Consider the following 20,911-nt stretch of genomic DNA (forward strand, 5'->3'; position numbering starts at 1 on the left):
CTAGGCCCTTTTCTTACGGGCTGCGTCATCAGGCTGGCTGATTTCGGTAAGCAAGCGAGTGGAAAGAAGAATACCGGTATGGATCTGTTGAAGATCGTCAACACGGGAATCCTGCGTCAGACGCGTGATAGTCTGAGGATTGTCAAAACGGAACTGGCAAACCAGTTGGTTTGTTTCCGCCAGTTTAACCATTTGAGGAAGGGTTAACCCACCCAGCATGGTTGCCATTTCTTCATTAATACCCAGACGAAACATCGCGGACGCCTTGTCCTGACTAATCAAACGCTGCGCGAGCAGTAAATACGACAAATTGATGTCATAGATATGTTTTAGCAACTCGGATGTATGCATTGTTCCCATCCCGAATAACCAACTATTATTTTTATGCGGAAAGACCGCACCCCGTGATGTCGCCGGGAAATCACCCGGTATAAAAAAGAAAAGGCTAAATGCATAGTCGAATTTAGGTTTGTATTCATTGAAACGCGCAACAGCTGAAACGCGGTTACGTCTCTTACACGTTTTATCATTTCTTACAAATAACTAAGATTTTTCCTAATTCGACGCAAACTCTACTCGTCAGTTTTGACACATACAATGCAGCCACCCCCAAATTTAAAAAAAATGTGATCTACGTCACACAATTTAAGTGAATATCTCCCATAAATCCATCAGTATGACTTGTAAATTGGTTGTTTTTTGAACGATCGACACTGTTTTCTATTCTTTATGGGCGAATACTCATGCAGGAGTATGAGCAGAAGTGGCATGACATGTGCTGTTCGAAACGTGTCAGCGACCGGATGCGCGTCACAGCGAATCCATCGTAAGGTCACATTTTCATTACCTATAAAAAACATGTAGTTATGCAAAACGTCCATAACAATTGTTTCACATGGTAATCATTAGAAATGTGTTTATAACGCATTAAAACGATTTAACACCGGAAACGTAAAAAAGTGTGATTCAGGTTAAGTTGTTAATTTTTTTCATTTAGGCACGTTTTCCCGTTATTCTTCTTATAAGAATAATTAATGAATAATTATGATTAGCTTCACACTTATGTCGTATTCACCTCTTGCAGATCCGGTGAAATCGCGGTAATGGTGACTAAGACGCTGTCTTTCAGACACCTAAGGAGTGCGTTATGAGTTACTCCCATCTTCTTGTTTCTGTTGCGGTTTCGCCCGAAAGCCATGAACTCATCGCCCGGGCGGTTTCCATTGCCAGACCGCATAATGCCCGTATCAGCCTGATCACCCTCGCGGCCGAGCCTGAGATGTATAATCAACTGGCTGCCCCCATGCTGGAAGATATTCGTGAGGTTTTACAGGAAGAAACGCAGCAATTTATGCGCGAGCTGGTAGAAAAGGCGCAATATCCTATATATGACACCATTATTGCGACCGGGGAGCTTAATGCGCATATTCTCAGCATATGCAGTAAGCAGAATATTGATTTAGTAATATGCGGGAATCATAACCACAGCTTTTTTTCTCGCGCAGCCTGTGCGGCGAAATCGATTGTGGCGTCAAGCCAGGTGGATGTGTTGTTAGTGCCTCTTGGGGGTCGTTAAACCCCCAGAGGAAAATCAGGCGAGTTTAGGGAATGTCGCGATCTTTTTTTGCAGATGGCCTTCATTACTCTGCGGCGCAATATCACGAAGATCGCGAATAAAACGCGCCTGCCAGTGGTTAATATCGTTCTTACGGATCGTTTCCATCATCTCGGCATGGCGGGAAATACGCTCCGTGAGCGGCATCGTCAGCGCACGGTTGAGGGCATTCGCCACGTCGTCACGATCGTAAGGGTTGACGATAAGCGCAGACGTCAATTCATTGGCGGCCCCGGCAAACTGGGAAAGCACCAGCACACCCGGATCGGCGGGGTCCTGGGCGGCGACGTACTCTTTCGCGACCAGGTTCATCCCGTCCCGCAATGGCGTAACCAGCCCGACATCCGCATAGCGGAACACTTTCATCAGGATCTTACGGTCAAAGTGTTGATTGAGATAAAAGAGCGGCGTCCAGCCCAACTGACCGTAGCGGCCATTAATGCGCCCTGCTTCCGTCTCCAGCTGGTGACGAATATCCTGATAAGCCTGCACTTCACCGCGCGAGGTGGGCGCTATCTGCGTATAGCGGATTTTACCGTGATGCTGCGGGTACTTTTCCAGCAGCGTTTCATACGCCAGGAAACGTTCCGGCAGCCCTTTGGAATAATCAAGACGTTCCACCGAGAAGATATTCTTCACGTGCTTGAGTTCATTCTTAAGCTGCGCCAGTTTGGGCGGCAGCGGACCGGAAGCCTGCTCGGCAATCTCTTCAGGTTCAATACCGATGGGATACACTTCAGTGTGGAATGTCTTGCCCCAGGCCGTATGGGTTTTCCCCCCTTTGGTTACCACTCGCGTTTTGCCGGACACAGAATCGAGGAACGCAAGTCGATCATTCTCGGTCTGGAAGCCCAGCAGATCGTAGTCACACAGCGCATCCAGCAACTCTTCATGCGGCGGCAGCGCGGTAAAGATTTCTGGCGTCGGGAACGGAATATGCAGGAAAAAACCAATCCGGTTATTCACTCCCCTTTTACGCAGCTCTCTGGCGAAGGGCAGCAGGTGATAATCGTGGATCCATAAAATATCGTCTTCCTCGATTAAAGGCAGCAGTTTATCCGCCAGCAGCGAATTCACCCGCGTGTAGCCTTCAAAGGACTCGCGCTGGAATTTAACCAGATCCAGACGATAGTGAAACGCTGGCCACAGCACAGCATTGGAGAACTGCGAGTAATACTCGTCATAATCTTTTTCGTTTAACGCAAACGACGCCCACGTAATATTTCCGCGCGTCACTTTCTTGAGCGGTTTCTGTTCTTCACTGATTTCACCATTCCAGCCAAACCACAGCCCACCGGCGGCTTTTAAGGCACCTAATACCCCAACCGCCAGGCCACCTGCACTGGATTTTTTATCATCAGGCGGTGCAATTCGGTTAGAGACGACGACTAAGCGACCCATAATGGTTTCCCCCTTTGTTTTGCGCTATTTGTTGTTGTTGCTGGTTAGCGATGTCAGATATCCACTGCCAGACGCTGGCGACATCCGCCAGACGCCATTCGGCGACAGTCTCACCAGGCCCGACCTTGATGGCGATCCCTCCGGCCTGATTCACCACACGAAACCCTGCCTCATCGGTCAGGTCATCCCCAATAAAAACGGGCGTCCTGCCGTTAAAAGGCGGTGTCGCCATAAACGCAGCAATCGCCGCGCCTTTATTGATCCCTTTAGGTTTAAGCTCCACCACACATTTACCCGGCTGCAGCGCCAGCTCCGGATGTGCATTTGCTATAGCGGTCGCAAGCGCAAGCACAGCCGCTTCATGCTGCGGCGCCTGGCGATAATGCAGGGCAAAGGCCATCCCTTTGGCTTCAAGCTCCGTACCGGGCAGTTCTGCCAGCGCAGACGAGAGTTGAACCTGTAGCGCCTGGATTAATGCGTCGGGGAGTGAAACGATATGCGTTTGATCATGGATGTCGCGGCGCTCCGCTCCGTGTACACCGGCCAGCGGAAAGCGATAAGGCCTGGCAAGCTGGTCCAGTTCGGCCATCGAGCGCCCTGATATCAATGCCACTGCTCCCTCAGTCATCTGCGAGAGCTGATGCAACTTCTGAAGAACCGTGGCGGGGATCGCCACCAGGTCAGGATGCGGCTTTATCTCGGCGAGCGTACCGTCGAGATCAAAAAAGAAAGCATAGTGTCCGGGCAGTACAGGCGGTGCAGTTAACAAGTCAGCCACCCTATTCCTCCTTACGGTTTACGAGAGGTAAACGCCTTTACCTCTTTCATAGCCATGTAAGTATAGACAGTGTGACGTCGCTCGCCATTTGACAACCGCCCCGCCAGCAAAACTGGCGAGGCGGTTCGGGGGTCAGCTAAGGTTATTAGTTGAGCAATATAAAGATAGGAAAAACCTCAAACGGTACGCTTCGCTTTTTGCTTGTAACGGTCGAATATCACCGCTGCCAGCAGGATCAGGCCACGAACGACGTACTGAGAGAACGGCGAAATATTGAGCAGGTTCATGGCGTTCTCTACCGTCCCCAGGATCAGGATACCGGCCACCACATATGAGATTTTTCCGATGCCGCCTTTCAGGGAAACGCCCCCCAAAACACAGGCTGAAATGACGATCAGCTCATAACCGATAGAGGTCATTGGCTGGCCACTGGTCATTCGCGACGCCAGAATAATCCCTGCGGCTGCAGAGACCAGCCCGGAAAGAACAAAGATAATAATCTTGGTACGCACCACCGGCACACCGGCCAGACGTGCGGCTTCTTCATTGCCCCCGATAGCCAGGGTATTACGGCCAAACGTGGTCCGGTTGAGCAGGAACCCGAACAGGATAAGACAGGCCACGGTCAGCCAGATTGGCGCTGGCAGCCCCAGCCAGTTAGCGTAACCGAGGGTAAAGAAGCGCTCGTCTTCAATCCCCACCGCTTTACCGTCAGAAATGATATAGGCAAGACCTCGCACAATTTGCATGGTCGCAAGCGTTGTGATCAGGGCGTTAATCTTCAGACGAGCAATGACAAAGCCGTTCACCAGACCGCTGAGCACGCCCAGTAACAGACCCGCCAGCACACCAATCCACAGGCTCTCCGTCATGTTGATTACCACAGCCGTGGTGACACCGGCACAGGCAATAACCGAGGCCACCGACAGGTCAAAATCGCCCGAGGCCAGACAGAACAGCATACCGCAGGCCACCATGCCGGACATGGAAATGGCCAGCCCCAGCCCTTTCATATTAATAAAGGTGGCAAAATTAGGAACGAAGATCGCACAGGCGACAAACAGGGCGGCAAAGACCACCAGCATGCCGTACTGATCCCAGATTCGGCCAAAACTGAACGCCGACTTTGGCGCTCCGGATGTAGTAACAGAGGACATCATTAACTCCTTACTCAGGCGACAGCCTGGCTGACTTTAGGCATGGCGAGATTCAACGCCTGTTGTTCATTCGCCTGTTCATGAAGCAATTCACCGGCAATTTCACCTTCACGCATGACGACAATGCGATCGGCGACGCCAAGCACTTCAGGCAGATCGCTGGAGGCGAAAAGCACCGCCACGCCGCGTTTTGCCAGTTCATAGATCACGTTATAAATCTCGTGTTTTGCCCCCACATCGATACCGCGCGTCGGTTCGTCCAGCAAAATGACCTTCATATCCTCCGACAGCCAGCGGCCCAGAATGGCCTTCTGCTGGTTGCCCCCGGAAAGATTCATGATCAGCTGTTCCGGTCCCGGCGTTTTGATATTGAGTGAACGAATGTGGTGATCGGCATTGCTCGATTCCCAGCTATCGTTGATCAGGCATCCTGCGCGGATAAATTTGCGACGGGCGGAGATATTGATGTTGTCACGCACCGAATGCACCGGAATAATCCCCTCCGCTTTGCGATCTTCCGGGCAGAGCATCATGCCTGCCTTAATCGCGTGGGCGGGCTTCTGAATATCCACCGCTGCGCCGTCAATAGACACCACGCCTTCGGTAATGCGCGTGCCGCCGAACAACCCTTTCATTAACTCGCTACGCCCTGCGCCCACCAGGCCGAACAGCCCGACGATTTCACCGCTGCGTACCGATAACGAAACCGGCATGCGTACTCCCGGCGCTTTTACATTATCCAGTCGCAGGCGTTCAGGGCCGTACTCACGCGGTTTCCAGTGGTAAATGTCCCCCAGATCGCGTCCGACCATCGCCTGGACAAGCTGGTCATGGTTCACCTGCGCCATATCGCTAAAGGTGCGCACATAGCGGCCATCTTTAAACACGGTGATGGCGTCGCTCAGGGCAAATATCTCTTCCATACGGTGCGAAACATACAAAATCGTGCGGCCTTCCTGGCGTAACTCCCGGATCACGCGGAACAGGTTTTCGATTTCACGTGCGGAAAGCGAACTGGTGGGTTCATCAAAGGCAATAATTCTGGCGTTACGCGCCAGAGCCTTGGCAATTTCAACCATCTGCCACTGGCCGATGGAGAGGTATTTCAGCGGCGTCTGAGGATCGACGTCCAGCCCAAGATGTTTAAGCTGCAGCCCTGCTTCATAATTAAGTAGCGAACGATTAACCACGCCGCTTTTGTGCGGGAGCTGTCCTAAATAGATGTTCTCGGCCACGGTCATCTCTGGGATCAGGTGCAGTTCCTGATAGATAATGGCCACCCCGGCATTAAGCGCCGCCGTGGTATCAGCAAAAGCCACCTCTTCGCCACGAATGGCCAGTGTGCCGGTCGTAGGGGAATAGTTGCCGCTGAGGATTTTCAACAGCGTGGATTTCCCCGCGCCGTTTTCACCCATCAGGGCATGAACCTGGCCGGCATAGCAGTCGAAACTGATATCGGTCAGCGCGTTAACACCGGGGAACGTTTTCCCGATGCCGCGAAATGAGAGATACGGATCAGACTGTCGCATAACGTCTCCGTGATTCCTGTAGTGTGTACGTCTGGCCCCTCATGGTGAATGAGGGGCGCAATCACAGCGTATTACTTACCGCCCAGTCCTTTTTTCGCCAGTTCCTCCTTGAAGTTGTCGCGGGTAATCAGCACCACGTCGGTCACTTCAGTAAATTTCGGCGGTTCAGCCCCTTTGGTCACCCAGTTGTAGAGCATTTCACTGGATTTGTAGCCGTGTACGTCCGGGCTTGGCAGCAGAGAGCCGTAGAAGCCGGTCGCCTGCGCTTTGGACAGTTCGCTGACGGCGTCAACGCCGTTGATGCCAATACCGATAACATCCGGAGCTTTAAAGCCCTGACCTTCTGTCGCACGCACGCCACCCAGCACGGTGTTGTCGTTCATACCGACCACCAGCCAGTGTTTAACTTCCGGGTGTTGAACCAGCATTGAGTTCGCGGCGTCGAACGCGCCGGGGATATCGTTGGATTTGGTAGGAACTTTATAGATCTGTTTTTCCGGGAAGCCGGCGGCTTTCAGAGCGTCCATGGAACCGGTAGTACGACGACGTGCAGTATCCAGCTCATCAGCCGTGATGGCCATGACGCCCGTCTCTTTTACATCCCAGCCGCGCTTTTGCATCTCTTTATAGAGTTCCTGACCCTGGCGCTCACCAATTTTGGTCGCGGCCATCATTACCAGCGGCACGGTGTCCATTGGCTTGCCTTTGGCATTGACGAACTGATCGTCAACGGCAATAACCTTCATGTCGTAACCGCGCGCTTTAGCCGCAATTGCCGATCCCAGTTTTGGATCGGGTGTACAGATAACGAAACCTTTCGCACCGCTGGCCGCCAGGCTGTCGATGGCGTTCAGGGTTTTTTCACCGTCAGGGACGGCGATTTTAATGACGTCAAAACCTAAATCTTTTCCGGCTTTATCGGCGAATTTCCACTCAGTCTGGAACCACGGCTCTTCTGGCTGTTTTACCAAAAAACCGAGTTTTAAATTCTCTGCGATAGCGGATTGTGACATAACAGCAGCCAGACCAACGGCCGCCAGCGCTTTAGTAAATTTGTGCATGGTAAACTCCAGCTTTAGCATTCTTTTCTGTAGGGAATATTTGCGTGCTTCTTATTTAATCGGACTTAAAACAAGGCATTAGCGCTTACCTCGTCATAAGCGTTATTGCTGGTGATAGTTTTAGCGGGAAATTAATCATCCATAAGAGAGCGCCATCACACCGCAGAATTACAGTAATTGCGTACATAAATTCAGCGGAAAATGACATAAAAACGGCAGGAATTGTCGGACAAATGAAACGGGGTTAAGCAGAATTATCCATAAGATCAGCTAAGAAGTCCCTGAGCGCCGGACGCTCTAGCATCCGGCGGGAAATTTACCAGGCGTAATAGATGTGGTCAGCGTGATCGCGAACGGGCGTTTCGTCACCCAACAGTCGAGCAGCCAGGGCCAGCGCAAAGTCAAACGCATGACCAAGACCTTTGCCGCTGAGCAGGTTTTTATCCTGAACGACCGGTGCATCCACATATTCACCGTCTTTTACCGTCTCCCATAAATCCCCGGAGCAGACGTAGCGACGCCCCCGAAGCAGCCCATTTCCCCCCAGCACGCGCGCCGCTGCTGAACAAATAGGGCAAATCAGTTTTCCGCGCGCGTCATGTGCAGAAATAAAACGGATAACCTGCGGATCCGCGGCCAGATTTGCGCTGCCCTGGGGTCCCCCGGGTAGAACAATCGCATCGTAAAGCGAATCGCTGCGTTCTGATAAGGTGCTGTCTGCCACCATGGGAATGTTATGGTAACTGACCACTGCACGCGACTGCGCGCAGGCCAGAGTTTCCACGTCGATGTTCAGCCGGCGCAAAATATCAATGGTGATAATCGCCTCTGCTTCCTCAAAACCGGGTGCCAACAGCACCGCAACCTTTGCCATCATAAACCTCAATGATTGAAACAAGATAAAACAGTGTTTCATTTTTACATAATCATTAAGAACAATCTTGCACGGCGATCACACACTCATCTTTTAGCGATAAATTGATTTAGCGCAATTTTATTCCTCAAAATATATCCTGATTGATTGATCTGTTTTTCACATCGTCACAGAAGATTCTGTTGCCTTAATATTTTCACTCTTGAAAAAACGAGACAAACAATACACAAACACATAAAAATCAATTAGTTATCAATATGTTAATTTATATCCACCTGTTTTCATTTCTGTACTATATTAAATTTTGTAATGTATGGTAAACACAGCCTAATTAAGAGTTTTCTTAGACAGAATACAAGGGTATGCTTATTTATATCGAACACAGGAAGTGAATATTCGATCGACTTTTGTCGCCGCAGAAATGCCATTTCTGCATTCCATTATATGTGCCTGCCGGGTCAGGTTAGCCGCGGACATCACGTCCCACAGTCAATAAGGATATGAGTATGACTACCCAAACGATGATGCAAAAACTCAATGCCCAGTTGAACCTCGAGTTCTATGCCTCGAATCTGCACCTGCATATCAGCTCGTGGTGTTCCGAAAACAGTCTCAATGGCTCTGCCACTTTTTTTCGCAGCCAGGCGCAAAGCAACGTTACCCATATGATGCGTGTTTTTAACTTCATGAAAGCCGCAGGGGCGAACCCAACCGTAAAAGCGCTTGATACGATCGACGATAACTACTCTTCTCTGGAAGAATTGTTTGAGAAAACGCTGGAACAGTACGAACAGCGTTGCAGCACGCTTAACAAGCTGGCCGATGAAGCCAGAGCACAACACGACACCAAAACCCTTAAATTCTTACGCGATATGGATAAAGCGCAACAGCAGGACGGCATGCTGCTCAAAACGCTGGCGGACGAAATCCATAACGCGCAGCAGGCGGGTTTATGTCCGGAACAAACCGACCGTCATCTGCTTGACCTTGTGACGGTACAGCACCACTGATCATTTTTCCTGCTCCCTGCCAGGCGCGCTTTTCGGCCTACCGGGAGCAGGTTCCCCCTCTCGTCGCCAACCTTCTGCTTTTGCTAAGATTTAACAAATCAGATCTCGCTCTCAATGATTAACCACACAACATGTAATGATTTATTTAATTACATTATCATTGACGAGGGAGCATCATGATCACCATTGAGTTTATTGTCATCCTCCTCTGCCTGCTGACAGGTACGCGTTTCGGCGGCATGGGGCTTGGGTTGATAAGCGGTATTGGCCTTTTTATTTTATGTTTTGTCTTTGGTCTGCAACCCGGCAAACCGCCGGTTGACGTGATGCTGACCATTCTCGCCGTCATTGGGTGTGCCGCAACGCTTCAGACCGCAGGCGGCCTGAACGTCATGATGCAATTTGCTGAGCGCCTGCTGCGCAAACATCCTCAACACATCACGCTTCTCGCCCCTTTTACCACCTGGATGCTGACCTTTCTCTGCGGGACCGGACACGTGGTGTACACCATGTTTCCCATCATTGCGGATATCGCCCTGAAAAAAGGGATCCGCCCGGAACGCCCAATGGCCGTGGCATCAGTGGCATCGCAGATGGCAATTACGGCCTCGCCGGTCTCCGTGGCCGTTGTGTCACTGGTCTCCATTCTGGGCGCGCAGCATGGGCTCGGCCACGCGTGGGGAATACTGGAAATTCTCGCCGTCTCGGTTCCTGCCTCACTGTTCGGTGTGGCGATTGCTGCGCTGTGGAGTTTGCGTCGTGGGAAAGCGTTAGCGGACGATAAGGAGTTTCAGGAAAAGCTCAAAGATCCGAAGCAGCGTGAATTCATCTACGGCGGGACGGAAACGTTAATGAATCAACGTTTTCCAAAACAGGCCTACTGGTCCACGTGGATTTTCTTCGCCGGCATTGCCGTGGTTGTCCTGCTGGGGGCATTCCCTGACCTGCGCCCTGCATTTGAGATAAAAGGAAAAATGACGGCGTTGTCGATGAACCTTGTCATCCAGATGATGATGTTAATTGCCGGTGCCGTAATGCTGATGGCCTGCAAGGTCAATGCGTCTGCCATTTCTAACGGCGCGGTGTTTAAGGCGGGTATGGTCGCGATCTTCTCGGTGTTCGGGGTGGCGTGGATGAGCGATACCTTTTTCCAGGCGCATCTTGATGAGTTAAAGCTGGCGCTGGAAGGCGTGGTGAAAAGCCATCCGTGGACCTACGCGATTGTGCTGTTCCTGGTATCAAAGCTGGTGAACAGCCAGGCGGCAGCCCTGACGGCCGTTGCGCCTATGGGGCTGATGCTGGGAATCGACCCGAAAATGCTGATCGCCTTTTTCCCGGCCTCTTACGGCTATTTTGTCCTGCCGACCTACCCAAGCGATTTAGCCTGCATCGGCTTTGACCGTTCGGGCACAACCCGCATCGGCAAATTTATCATTAACCACAGCTTTATTCTGCCGGGATTAATTGGCGTTAGCTGCGCGTGTGCGGCGAGCTATCTGCTGGTACAGACGTTCTTTTAAGGTGAGCGAAGGGCGACAAACGGTCGCCCTTTTTAGCGTCAGGCGGGCTTTAGTGAGACTCGCCCTGCGGCGTGAATCGCAGTTCAATCAGCGCGATAGCTTTCTGAATAGCGCGAAGCGTGACCGGGTCAGCCGCAGCGGGATGGCTGTTGAAATCGATATTTTTCAGCTGCGTGGACATCTTCTCGCGCACTTCAACCGGCGCAATAACGTCCAGGACATCAAGGATTTGTTTGATAACTAACTGACAGGCGACAACGTCAGACACCAGTTCCTGATCGGCGCTCAGGTTTTGTGACATGGGGCTTTCTCCTTATTTAAAGGCCGCCATAGTAACAAAACGCAGGCCCATTCATCTCCCTCTCGTCGCTTACGGGCACAAAAAAACCCGCCGAAGCAGGTTTTTTTCATCAGAACATTGCGCCCGGTGGCACATCTTTAAAAGTGTTGCAGTAGTTAGCCCACATACTTTTCAGGATTTTGCGAAGTTTCATCAGGTAGCTCCATTAACTTGTTATACAACTTTATCGTCAATGTGCTTATAATATGACCATCGTCACAAAAATCAATATTTTTGTGACGCGCATCACAATTTTATTCTTCGTGCCAAACCTGAAAAGTGGGGCTCACGGCACCTGAAAGCGTCAGCCTACGATCCCGCGAACAAAAGCTTCAATCTCTTTGTCCTGGCAATTCTCAAAGAAGCACTGCTGGAAACGTTGACCCGAAACGGCCGTCTTCACCAGCTCGGGATCGATTGCGCGCAGCGTATCCAGATAGTTTTCTTTCACGACCGCCGCTTTAACCTGGTTCAGAATACCGGCGTTACGCACCTGCGGCTCTTTGCGCTCGGGCGGATAACCTTCACCGTTTCGACCAGTGAACGCTTTTTCAAAGATAAACCGAACGTTCAGTTCAGCCCCCCAACCGAAGCCTTTGGCAAACGGCAGGGAGAGCGCGTTACCGTTGTTGATCTGAGCAAACAGGAACGCATCCGCAGGATCAATGCAATAGCCGCAGATGACGCCCGGGTGGATGTTCAGCGACATCAATGCTCCCTGCCCCGTACCGCAGCCGGTCACAACAAAATCAACGGCTTTCGCATTCAGTAAAATGCTCGCCATAATCCCCAGATGGATATAGGTCAGGTGATGGTCATTCTCGTCGCTCATGCCCACGTTATAAACCGGGAACCCTTTTTCATCGGCTACCGTTTTCAACTCTTTCAGTATCACTGGGTTTTTCGCGGCCTGGCTGTTTTCCATCATCAGTGCAATTTTCATTTCATCTCTCCTGAATGCGTGGCGGGAGATCCCGCTATGGATACCTTTACCTGTTCACCCTACTATCAAACAAACAACCTTTCAAATTAAATGAAAGGTTGTTTTAAAAAAACAAAGACAGGTTCACAATTTAGCGAGAATGAGACCGTACGCCAAACATGCATTAAAAAGTTAAAGCAAACCTGTTGCCGCTTCAGCCCGTTAGCTAGACTGCAAAAGTACACGCTAAAACCGTATGGGGTTGACCTGTGAATCAGCGCTGCCGGATGCTTCGCTCCCTCTTTCTACTCGCGTTGACGGGTCTGTTGCTTGTTTGCCCCCCTGCCCGGGCAGAAGAGCCTGTACCGGTCTGGATCTTTGATGCTAACAACTTCGAATTCTGGCGCACACCGCAAGGAGAGTGGCAGGGTTTTTATCCTGAATTGATTAAGGCCATCAATAAACAGGCGGGTACGCAGCTGCAGCTGCGGCCGCTCTCCGGAGCCGATATTAGCCAGCGTTTTGCACAAAATGAGTATGGCGTGTATGCCGGGGTATTGCGCACGGAGAAGCGAGCCAGAACCAAAATTCTCTCAGCACGTTTATTTGATAACGACGTGGTGGCCGCCAGTCCATCGATGACGGTGACAACCGCCGGGCAGCTCAGTCATGCCCGGGTGCTGTTCCGTAAAGACGACGCGACGCTCGACAGCGTGCAACAACGTTATCCCGACCTTAAATTTCGTTCTCTGCGCCTCGTCGCCACCAGCGACGAGGCTTTTCGCTTACTGAGCGACAACCAGGCTGATTTCTATATTAATGACGCTCCGGAGATGGAAAATACCCAGCGCTATTATCTGGTCTCCCGGCCCTTTCCTGAGCTACGCATTCCTGTCGTCCTCGCCTTCAGCCCTGACCTGCTTCCCCTGCGGGATAAAATCAATGCGCTAATTGGCACCTGGTATCGCAACGGCGAAATCAACACGATGCTGGAGGAGAGCAAGCGCAATTACCTGCTAAGCCGTATCACCCTGTCAGAGGAGGAGCGAACCTGGATCGCGCATAACCGCCTGCAGATCAACCTGCCCAAAAACGAGAATTTTGCCCCGCTTATCTGGCGGGACAGCAAGGGCTACCACGGCACAGCCATTGATATGATTAACGACATGCGCGATTTACTGGGCATGAAGGTTGATGTCAATTTTATCGATCACTATTCGAGTCTTCCGCGACAGCAGTGGGCGGTTCGATTGATTGATATCGTTGATCGAAGCGACAGTGCGCATGCACAGGGTCGTATCGGCCCCGACATCGCCTGGCACAACGCCTATTACAATCGCAGCAGTCAGCCCTTCTTGTGGAACGAAGAGAGTATTCGCAGCCAGCGCGTCGGCGTAATCGACGGTTCGTTTGCCGCAGCCTATTTACGCCAGCGTTTTGGCAGCGATGTGATCATCGTGACCCGGCCAACCATTGACGGTCTTATCGACGCGATTGAGAACGATGAGATTGACTATATTCTGGGCGACCTCAGTTCGCTGGAGTCCACGCTTCGCGGCAACGAGTTGTTTCGCGGGGTGCTGAAAGTCGCGGGGGTCACCCGCTCTGAGTTTATTATTGGCCCGTGGGTGGATCCGCAGCATCCGCTCTTTCATCTGCTGACTCAGGTTCATCGCCTGTCAGAATACCGCACGCAAATAGAACGTCAGGATGAGCAGAGTTACTTACCCGATTTTTCTAAAAACACGCTGAAGATTATCAGCGTGATTTTGCTGATCGTGGCCCTGTTCAGCATCGGTATGCTGATCATGATGCGTCGCCATTTACGCCAGAACCGGATGGTTAACCGCAATATGGTGCAGGCGCTGGAGAAGGTAAACCGCGCGCACGATGACGAGACCGGCAGCCATATTCAGCGCGTCGCCCGATATTGCGGCTTGATGGCGCGTGAGCTGGGGCTTTCGCGCAAAATGACCCGTGAGATAGAACATTTTGCCTCACTTCACGATGTCGGAAAAATTGCCGTGCCGGAGCGTATTCTGCGTAAGCAAGGCCCGCTGACCCAGGACGAGTTTGCCGAGATGAAACTTCATACCGTGAAAGGGTGGCGGATTATTCAGGGCTTAGAGCTGGGCGCAGTTGCGGAGAATATTATCCATTTCCATCATGAAAAATGGGATGGCAGCGGATATCCGCAGGGGCTGCGGGGAGAACAGATCCCGCTGGAAGCCCGCATTCTGGCGCTGGCCGATGTGTATGATGCCCTGAGGCAAAAGCGGGTCTATAAGCCGGGATTCACACACGAGCAAGCCTGCAAAATCATTCTGGAGGGTGACGGCCGCCATTTTGACCCGCAGCTTATTGCGCTGTTTCGCCTGCATCATCTTAAGTTTAAAACCATTTTTGACAGCCTGGCCGACTAAACGGCCCGTCGCAAAGAGAAAGCGCAGATTGCCCGGCTATTCCTCGCATTGCGACTCACATCTGCAGGTACGATAACGTATTTCCACTCACTCAGAGCGAACCATGAAAAGAGTCTTCGTCGCCGGTACGATCCTGCTGCTGGCGGGCTGTAGCATTAATCGCCAGGCTGAGGTCAGCACCCTGGACGCGCCAAACGGCATCGTCCGCCTCGACTACGGGCAAGCAATGCTGCAAAACGCCTATTCCGATGAGTATGTTAATAACGGCACCGCAGCTAAAGCGTGTCAGAGCATGGGGTATGCCACCGCCTCTGCCTATGGCCAGCCCATTAAAACCTGCACCCTGACCAGCGGCTCTCTGTGTCTCAATGAGAGCGTGACGATCCAGTATAAATGCATGGGCTTTGCCGTAAACCCTAAGGCAAATAACCCGTGGTATTAATCTGTGCTGCCAGTATTGACTGGCAGTGTATTTCACTACGAACAAAAACAATTCTCATTAATAAAATATAAATCGGCAATGCGTTTTATTCCCATTCGTATTTTAAATAAAGAAATAATTATTTTACGTTTTGCAAATAATTAAATAACAAATTATAGTGTCGCTCATTGTGAACCAGAATTAATAACCCGGAGCGTCACCATGCTGAAAACTGAAATGATCGACAAGCTCAATGCGCAAATGAACCTTGAGCTTTTTTCATCCCTTCTCTACCAGCAGATGAGCGCCTGGTGCAGCTACCACAGTTTTGAAGGCGCTGCCGCCTTCCTGCGCCGCCACGCGCAGGAAGAGATGACCCACATGCAGCGTCTGTTTGATTATCTGACTGACACGGGCAGCCTGCCGCGCATCGATAACGTTGCGTCCCCGTTTGCCGAGTATAATTCGCTTGATGAGCTCTTCCGTGCGACCTATGAGCACGAGCAGCTGATTACGCAAAAAATTAACGAACTTGTTCATGCGGCAATGATCGGCCAGGATTATCCGACCTTTAATTTCCTGCAGTGGTACGTGGCAGAGCAACACGAAGAAGAGAAACTGTTTAAATCCGTGCTGGATAAATTGTCTCTGGTGGGGAAAACAGGCGAAGGTCTTTACTTTATCGATAAAGAACTTTCTACCCTCGATACACAGAAATAATATTGCTGCGGTGCTGTTTTCAGCGCCGCACTTTTTATTCTCCGCGCACAGATTTACATACACCCCGCACAGCTTGTACACCGCCAGTCCTGCGTATTGACCGCCTGGTAAAAATACCGGTAGTTAGCCGTCTCCAGCGGAATACCGGCGTCAAAAAAAACATCTGTCAGCCAGTCTACGTTTTCGATGATCCACTCATCTTCTTTTAGCCCCTGCGCAAAGGTGTCGTCCTCAGGATCGATGATCGAATAAATGGCCCAGGTGCCCATATCCTTTTCACGACGCGATTCAGGAAGCTGCAGGGCCTGGTTCTGCCAGCTGATTATCCAGTGACCATGGCACAGTAAATTACCGCCCCGGCTCCACGCCGCGGTAAAGGGATTATTTCCCGCCATCTGACCTCACTTTATTTGAAAACTTATAGTTATTGTTTAAGTTACGCCTGATTTTTCGGCAAAAATAGTGCCCTTACGAAGTAGGTATCCCCTCCCAAAGGGGCAGGTCCGGGTAAATTACTTAAAGTCGAAAAATATCGTAAATAATTCATTACACCCACTGTAACGGTCATTTGACGAAGCGGGGCTTTTCCCTTACTCTGCGCCGCAGAATTTGTCGCGATTACGAATCGTTGTAGAGGAATGCGTGAAAAACAGAACCCTGGGAAGTATTTTTATCGTCGCCGGAACGACGATTGGCGCAGGAATGCTGGCGATGCCTCTGGCTGCCGCAGGCGTTGGATTTGGAATGACACTGCTGCTCCTTGGCACACTCTGGGCGTTGATGTGCTACACCGCCCTGCTGTTGCTTGAGGTTTATCAGCATGTGCCCGCGGATACCGGCCTGGGTTCTCTTGCGGCACGCTACCTGGGACGCTATGGCCAGTGGATAACCGGCTTTAGCATGATGTTTCTGATGTACGCCCTGACCGCGGCCTATATCAGCGGCGCCGGCGAGTTAATCGCCTCCAGCGTTAACGACTGGTTCGACGCTGATATCACGCCTTCAACGGGCGTTATCTTCTTTGCGCTTATTGGCGGGGGGGTGGTCTGTGTGGGGACTTCGCTGGTCGATCTGTTTAACCGTTTTCTGTTCAGCGCCAAAATACTGTTCCTGATTGTGATGCTGGTTTTGCTGGCACCGCATGTTCACAAGGTTAATCTGCTGACGCTGCCGCTGGAAAAAGGGCTTGCGCTGTCCGCGATCCCGGTTATTTTCACCTCGTTTGGCTTCCACGGTAGCGTACCCAGCATCGTGAGCTATATGAACGGCGATATCCGTAAGCTACGCCGCGTCTTTATGGTGGGGAGCGCTATCCCGTTGATTGCTTATATTTTCTGGCAACTGGTGACGCTGGGAAGCATTGACGCGTCGACCTTTACCGGGCTGATGGCGGAACACGCTGGCCTGAACGGCTTTCTGCTGGCACTGCGCGAGGTAGTCACCTCCCCGCACGTTGAGCTGGCGGTCCATCTGTTTGCCGACCTGGCGCTGGCCACCTCATTCCTGGGCGTGGCGCTCGGCCTGTTTGATTACCTGGCCGATCTGTTCCAGCGTCGTAATACTGCCGCAGGACGCTTACAGACGGGGGCAGTCACCTTCCTGCCTCCTCTCGCGTTCGCGCTGTTTTACCCGCGTGGGTTCGTGATGGCGCTGGGGTATGCAGGTGTGGCGTTATCCGTGCTGGCCCTGCTGCTCCCTTCCCTGCTGGCCTGGAAGAGCCGCCAGCAGCATCCTCAGCAAGGGTACCGCGTAATGGGCGGCAAACCGCTGCTCCTCATTGTGTTTGCCTGCGGAGTGATGATTATTCTGGTGCAGTGCTTGATTGCCGCAGGGATGCTACCGGAAGTGGGTTAACAAAAAAGGGGCTGAAATCAGCCCCTTTTTATTAGTGCAAACAGCAGCTCTTAAACTTCTTCCCGCTGCCGCACGGACACGGATCGTTACGCCCGACCTTTGTGCCGTTAACAATCGGTTTTTTTGCTTCCGGCTGCTGTGGGTTGTCCACCCAGTAATTGTACAAACGCAGAGCCGCAGGCTGAATGCTCTCAATGCTGGCTTTATATTCGTCTTCGCTCAGCTCATCCAGCTTCTCGCTGTTCTCGTCTGTACCGTGCAGCGCAATCGCATCAAGATCGGCCTTCAGTGCTTCCGGTAAGGCTGACCAGTCCGTCAGCGCCACACCGCGCATATAGCCATAACACCACTCTTCAACAACGGTATAGCTCTCGCCGTCGACATCGTTGTAACCAAACATCGGCTCAAACTGATCCGGGTATTCGCTCAGGCGCTCAGCAATGTCGTTCATATGCTTAAAGCAGAGATCGATAAAACGGTGCATTTCACGATCGTTTTTCCAGCGCGGAATGTATTTCTCGCCACCCCACACCGCCACCAGCCAGGTATCTGGCTCAACGACAACAGGGCCGGAAAGGACTGCGGTAAGCATGCCGTCCAGTTCGGACACGTCAATCACGGACGCATCGTCATGACCGTAAGACATTAATGTCTCTTCCAGCCACGCCATTTCGCTTTCATTCAATGGGCCTTCAGTCATCGCTGACACTCCTGATAAAAAAGGAAAAGATCCTGACACATATCTCACGGCTTTCCTATCTGAAGTTTAGGTCTTTATTGCTGCAAAAACGTGCAAATCGTGACCATTGCACAACTTATGGGCTTTGTTGTTAACGATATGTGATCTCCGCTGTAATTTCATCGCGTCCCACAAGGTGCCATATCACCGCACTCTATACTCAAACATGTCACAACCCGCTCAATGGGTTAACCATTCTGGCAACGATTTTGCTTAATGTTCTTCGCGCGAACCTGCGCAGGGAAACCTCGCCGTATTACGCAGGCGTTGTCTGGATCTTGTTCGTTTAGTGCATTTTGTTCTTGCTCGTGTTTTGGATTGGCTGCGCCGTCGGCGTCCGGGTTTACGCCGTGGTGCAAAAACCTCTTTGCTAAGGAACATAATAATGTCGCTGAAATTTATCAGAACTCCCCTTTCTCTCGTGCTGGCCGGTTGTCTGGTGACGGCATTTTCTGCGCATGCAGATATTGTCATTGGTGTGGCCGGGCCGTTTACTGGCCCAAACGCCACCTATGGCGATCAGTACTGGCACGGTGCAACGCAGGCCGCTGAAGACATTAACGCCGCAGGCGGCATTAACGGCGCAGGCGGCATTAACGGCGAGAAGATTAAGCTGGTTCAGGGGGATGATGCCTGCGAGCCGAAACAAGCCGTGGCCGTCGCCAACCGCCTGGTCGACCAGGATAAAGTCAACGCGGTGGTCGGCCATTTCTGCTCTTCTTCCACAATGCCCGCTTCCGAGGTGTACAGCGACGCGGGGATCCTTGCCATTACCCCCGGCTCCACCAACCCGCTCATTACCGAACGAGGCATGACCGACATGTTCCGCATGTGTGGTCGCGATGACCAGCAGGGCCAGGTCGCCAGCGATTTCATTATCGATAAGCTGAAAGCCAAACGTGTGGTCATCATCCATGACAAAGACACCTACGGTCAGGGGCTGGCAGACGCTACCAAAGCTGCGCTGGCGAAGCGCGGGGTTCAGGATGTGATGTATGAGGGCTTATCCCGTGGTGAGAAAGACTTTAACGCGCTGGTGACAAAAATCGGCGCGCAAAAGCCGGATGTGGTGTTCTTCGGCGGTTGTCACCCTGAAGCCGGCCCGCTGGTTCGCCAGATGCGTGAACAGGGCGTGCAGGCGAAATTCTTCTCCGGCGACTGTATCGTCAACGAAGAGATGGTGACCGCGGCGGGTGGGCCACAATATACCAAGGGGATTTATATGACCTTTGGTAAGGACCCGCGTCTGATCCCGGATGGGAAAGCGGTCATTGAGAAATTCCGCGCCGGAAAATTCGAGCCTGAAGGTTACACCCTCTACTCTTATGCCTCCGTTCAGGCCATTGCCACGGCCTTCAAGGCTACGGGCGGTAAAGACTCGGCCAAAGCCAGCGAATGGCTGAAAGCCAATGCCGTCGACACGGTTATGGGCAAAAAAGCCTGGGACAGCAAAGGCGATCTGAAAGTGTCTGACTACGTGGTGTATCAGTGGGACGATAACGGAAAATATAAGGAAGTTCAGTAACGGGACGGAGTCACGCTCAACGCCGGCAGGTTCGCCTGTCGGCGCGTAATAAACATCAGGCTGCGCGTGCCGCGCAGCTTAAAATAACGAGCGCGCTATGATGAGTACATTCTTCCTGCAACAGTTAATAAATGGCTTAACGCTGGGCTCCGTGTATGGATTAATCGCCATCGGCTACACCATGGTGTATGGCATCATTGGTATGATTAATTTCGCCCACGGCGAAGTGTATATGATCTCCGCCTACCTCTGCGCCATTGGCCTGGCGCTGCTCTCCTTCTTCGGCCTGCAGTCGTTCCCGTTGCTTATCCTCGGTACGCTGATCTTCACGATTGTGGTGACCGGTGTTTACGGCTGGACTATCGAGCGCATTGCCTATAAGCCGCTACGCAACTCTACCCGTCTGGCACCACTTATCTCCGCCATCGGGATGTCTCTGATTTTGCAAAACTACGCGCAGCTGAGCCAGGGGCCACGTCAGCAAGGGGTGCCCACGATGCTGGATGGCGTACTTCGTCTGCATATCGGTGAGGGGTTCGTTCAGATAACCTACACCAAAGTGTTTATTCTGGTTGCCTCGTTCGCCGGCATGCTGTTGCTGACATGGATAATCAACAATACCCGGCTTGGGCGGATGTGCCGCGCGGTGCAACAGGACCGCAAAATGGCCTCCATTCTGGGCATTAACACCGACAGAATCATTTCGCTGGTCTTTGTGATTGGCGCGGCGATGGCCGGTCTGGCGGGTGTGCTCATCACCATGAATTACGGCACCTTCGATTTCTACGTCGGATTTGTCATTGGCATCAAGGCGTTTACCGCAGCGGTGCTCGGCGGGATTGGCTCCCTGCCCGGTGCGATGCTCGGCGGGTTGATCCTGGGCGTCGCCGAGGCGCAATTTTCCGGCATGGTGAACTCAGATTATAAAGATGTGTTCTCGTTTGGCTTGCTGGTCTTGATCCTGATTTTTCGTCCTCAGGGTCTGCTTGGCCGCCCGATTGTCGCCAAAGTGTGAAGGAGAA

At 51.9% G+C, this 20,911-nt stretch carries 21 protein-coding genes; 9 read left to right on the top strand and 12 right to left on the bottom strand.

The features are described from left to right. A complete protein-coding gene (gene flhD / locus QMG44_RS10000; RefSeq protein ID WP_020883374.1) occupies positions 1–351 on the bottom strand; it encodes a flagellar transcriptional regulator FlhD in 351 nt (116 codons plus the stop codon). A gap of 796 nt (positions 352–1,147) precedes the next feature. On the opposite strand from flhD, the gene uspC reads away from it, so the two are divergent. Beyond that, a complete protein-coding gene (uspC, locus tag QMG44_RS10005) occupies positions 1,148–1,576 on the top strand; it encodes a universal stress protein UspC (protein ID WP_014170679.1) in 429 nt (142 codons plus the stop codon). A 15-nt stretch (positions 1,577–1,591) separates the two neighbouring features. Here the strand turns inward: uspC and otsA are convergent, their stop codons facing one another. From otsA to QMG44_RS10035, 6 genes are all read right to left on the bottom strand, one after another. Beyond that, a complete protein-coding gene (gene otsA / locus QMG44_RS10010; RefSeq protein ID WP_014170680.1) occupies positions 1,592–3,016 on the bottom strand; it encodes an alpha,alpha-trehalose-phosphate synthase in 1,425 nt (474 codons plus the stop codon). Then, positions 2,991–3,794, bottom strand: coding sequence for a trehalose-phosphatase (otsB, locus tag QMG44_RS10015; RefSeq protein ID WP_014170681.1), 804 nt, complete (start codon positions 3,792–3,794; stop codon positions 2,991–2,993). The genes otsA and otsB overlap by 26 nt, the downstream gene beginning before the upstream one ends. Before the next feature lie 176 nt (positions 3,795–3,970). Continuing rightward, positions 3,971–4,951, bottom strand: coding sequence for an arabinose ABC transporter permease AraH (gene araH / locus QMG44_RS10020; protein ID WP_014884358.1), 981 nt, complete (start codon positions 4,949–4,951; stop codon positions 3,971–3,973). A gap of 14 nt (positions 4,952–4,965) precedes the next feature. After that, positions 4,966–6,480: an L-arabinose ABC transporter ATP-binding protein AraG gene (gene araG / locus QMG44_RS10025; protein WP_020883372.1), complete on the bottom strand. Its 1,515-nt coding sequence runs from the start codon at positions 6,478–6,480 to the stop codon at positions 4,966–4,968. A gap of 71 nt (positions 6,481–6,551) precedes the next feature. Next, complete coding sequence (gene araF, locus QMG44_RS10030; protein ID WP_020883371.1) at positions 6,552–7,541, bottom strand: arabinose ABC transporter substrate-binding protein AraF; 990 nt, start codon at positions 7,539–7,541, stop codon at positions 6,552–6,554. 316 nt (positions 7,542–7,857) lie between these two features. Next, positions 7,858–8,415 carry a DJ-1 family glyoxalase III gene (locus tag QMG44_RS10035; RefSeq protein WP_032679709.1) on the bottom strand — a complete coding sequence of 186 codons (558 nt, stop codon included), beginning with the start codon at positions 8,413–8,415 and terminating at the stop codon, positions 7,858–7,860. 506 nt (positions 8,416–8,921) lie between these two features. Between QMG44_RS10035 and QMG44_RS10040 the strand changes: the two genes are divergently transcribed. Together QMG44_RS10040 and QMG44_RS10045 are read left to right on the top strand one after the other, a co-directional pair. Further along, positions 8,922–9,425, top strand: a complete 504-nt coding sequence (locus QMG44_RS10040) for a non-heme ferritin-like protein (RefSeq protein WP_020883369.1) — start codon at positions 8,922–8,924, stop codon at positions 9,423–9,425. A 176-nt stretch (positions 9,426–9,601) separates the two neighbouring features. Beyond that, positions 9,602–10,945 carry an anaerobic C4-dicarboxylate transporter gene (locus QMG44_RS10045; protein ID WP_020883368.1) on the top strand — a complete coding sequence of 448 codons (1,344 nt, stop codon included), beginning with the start codon at positions 9,602–9,604 and terminating at the stop codon, positions 10,943–10,945. A 49-nt stretch (positions 10,946–10,994) separates the two neighbouring features. Here QMG44_RS10045 and QMG44_RS10050 read toward each other — a convergent pair whose 3' ends face one another. From QMG44_RS10050 to QMG44_RS10060, 3 genes are all read right to left on the bottom strand, one after another. Further along, complete coding sequence (locus QMG44_RS10050) at positions 10,995–11,246, bottom strand: DUF2766 family protein (RefSeq protein WP_014170688.1); 252 nt, start codon at positions 11,244–11,246, stop codon at positions 10,995–10,997. Positions 11,247–11,355: 109 nt separating this feature from the next. Beyond that, the gene (azuC, locus tag QMG44_RS10055) at positions 11,356–11,439 is read right to left on the bottom strand and encodes a stress response protein AzuC (RefSeq protein WP_014832437.1); all 84 of its coding nucleotides are present in this window, start codon (positions 11,437–11,439) and stop codon (positions 11,356–11,358) included. Between the two features lie 150 nt (positions 11,440–11,589). After that, positions 11,590–12,228 (bottom strand): RpiB/LacA/LacB family sugar-phosphate isomerase, encoded by a 639-nt coding sequence (locus tag QMG44_RS10060; protein WP_020883367.1) that lies wholly within the window; start codon positions 12,226–12,228, stop codon positions 11,590–11,592. A 248-nt stretch (positions 12,229–12,476) separates the two neighbouring features. Between QMG44_RS10060 and QMG44_RS10065 the strand changes: the two genes are divergently transcribed. From QMG44_RS10065 to ftnA, 3 genes are all read left to right on the top strand, one after another. Beyond that, positions 12,477–14,630 carry an HD domain-containing phosphohydrolase gene (locus tag QMG44_RS10065; RefSeq protein ID WP_232937560.1) on the top strand — a complete coding sequence of 718 codons (2,154 nt, stop codon included), beginning with the start codon at positions 12,477–12,479 and terminating at the stop codon, positions 14,628–14,630. A gap of 103 nt (positions 14,631–14,733) precedes the next feature. Continuing rightward, entirely contained in the window at positions 14,734–15,072 is a 339-nt protein-coding gene (gene yecR, locus QMG44_RS10070; RefSeq protein WP_086532353.1) for a YecR family lipoprotein, read from the top strand. 201 nt (positions 15,073–15,273) lie between these two features. Next, a complete protein-coding gene (gene ftnA, locus QMG44_RS10075) occupies positions 15,274–15,771 on the top strand; it encodes a non-heme ferritin (protein WP_014170693.1) in 498 nt (165 codons plus the stop codon). A 53-nt stretch (positions 15,772–15,824) separates the two neighbouring features. Here ftnA and QMG44_RS10080 read toward each other — a convergent pair whose 3' ends face one another. Next, positions 15,825–16,166, bottom strand: coding sequence for a hypothetical protein (locus QMG44_RS10080; protein WP_025203830.1), 342 nt, complete (start codon positions 16,164–16,166; stop codon positions 15,825–15,827). 247 nt (positions 16,167–16,413) lie between these two features. Between QMG44_RS10080 and tyrP the strand changes: the two genes are divergently transcribed. Then, positions 16,414–17,625: a tyrosine transporter TyrP gene (gene tyrP, locus QMG44_RS10085; protein WP_086532352.1), complete on the top strand. Its 1,212-nt coding sequence runs from the start codon at positions 16,414–16,416 to the stop codon at positions 17,623–17,625. A gap of 31 nt (positions 17,626–17,656) precedes the next feature. On the opposite strand, the gene QMG44_RS10090 is transcribed toward tyrP, so the two are convergent. After that, the gene (locus QMG44_RS10090; protein ID WP_020883362.1) at positions 17,657–18,325 is read right to left on the bottom strand and encodes a YecA family protein; all 669 of its coding nucleotides are present in this window, start codon (positions 18,323–18,325) and stop codon (positions 17,657–17,659) included. Between the two features lie 424 nt (positions 18,326–18,749). On the opposite strand from QMG44_RS10090, the gene QMG44_RS10095 reads away from it, so the two are divergent. Together QMG44_RS10095 and QMG44_RS10100 are read left to right on the top strand one after the other, a co-directional pair. Beyond that, complete coding sequence (locus QMG44_RS10095) at positions 18,750–19,889, top strand: branched-chain amino acid ABC transporter substrate-binding protein (protein WP_281853078.1); 1,140 nt, start codon at positions 18,750–18,752, stop codon at positions 19,887–19,889. Between the two features lie 100 nt (positions 19,890–19,989). Further along, entirely contained in the window at positions 19,990–20,904 is a 915-nt protein-coding gene (locus tag QMG44_RS10100) for an ABC transporter permease subunit (RefSeq protein ID WP_025203827.1), read from the top strand. Positions 20,905–20,911 lie beyond the last annotated feature (7 nt).

The organism is Enterobacter sp. 200527-13 (genome assembly GCF_027924865.1).
Lineage (GTDB): Bacteria > Pseudomonadota > Gammaproteobacteria > Enterobacterales > Enterobacteriaceae > Enterobacter > Enterobacter ludwigii.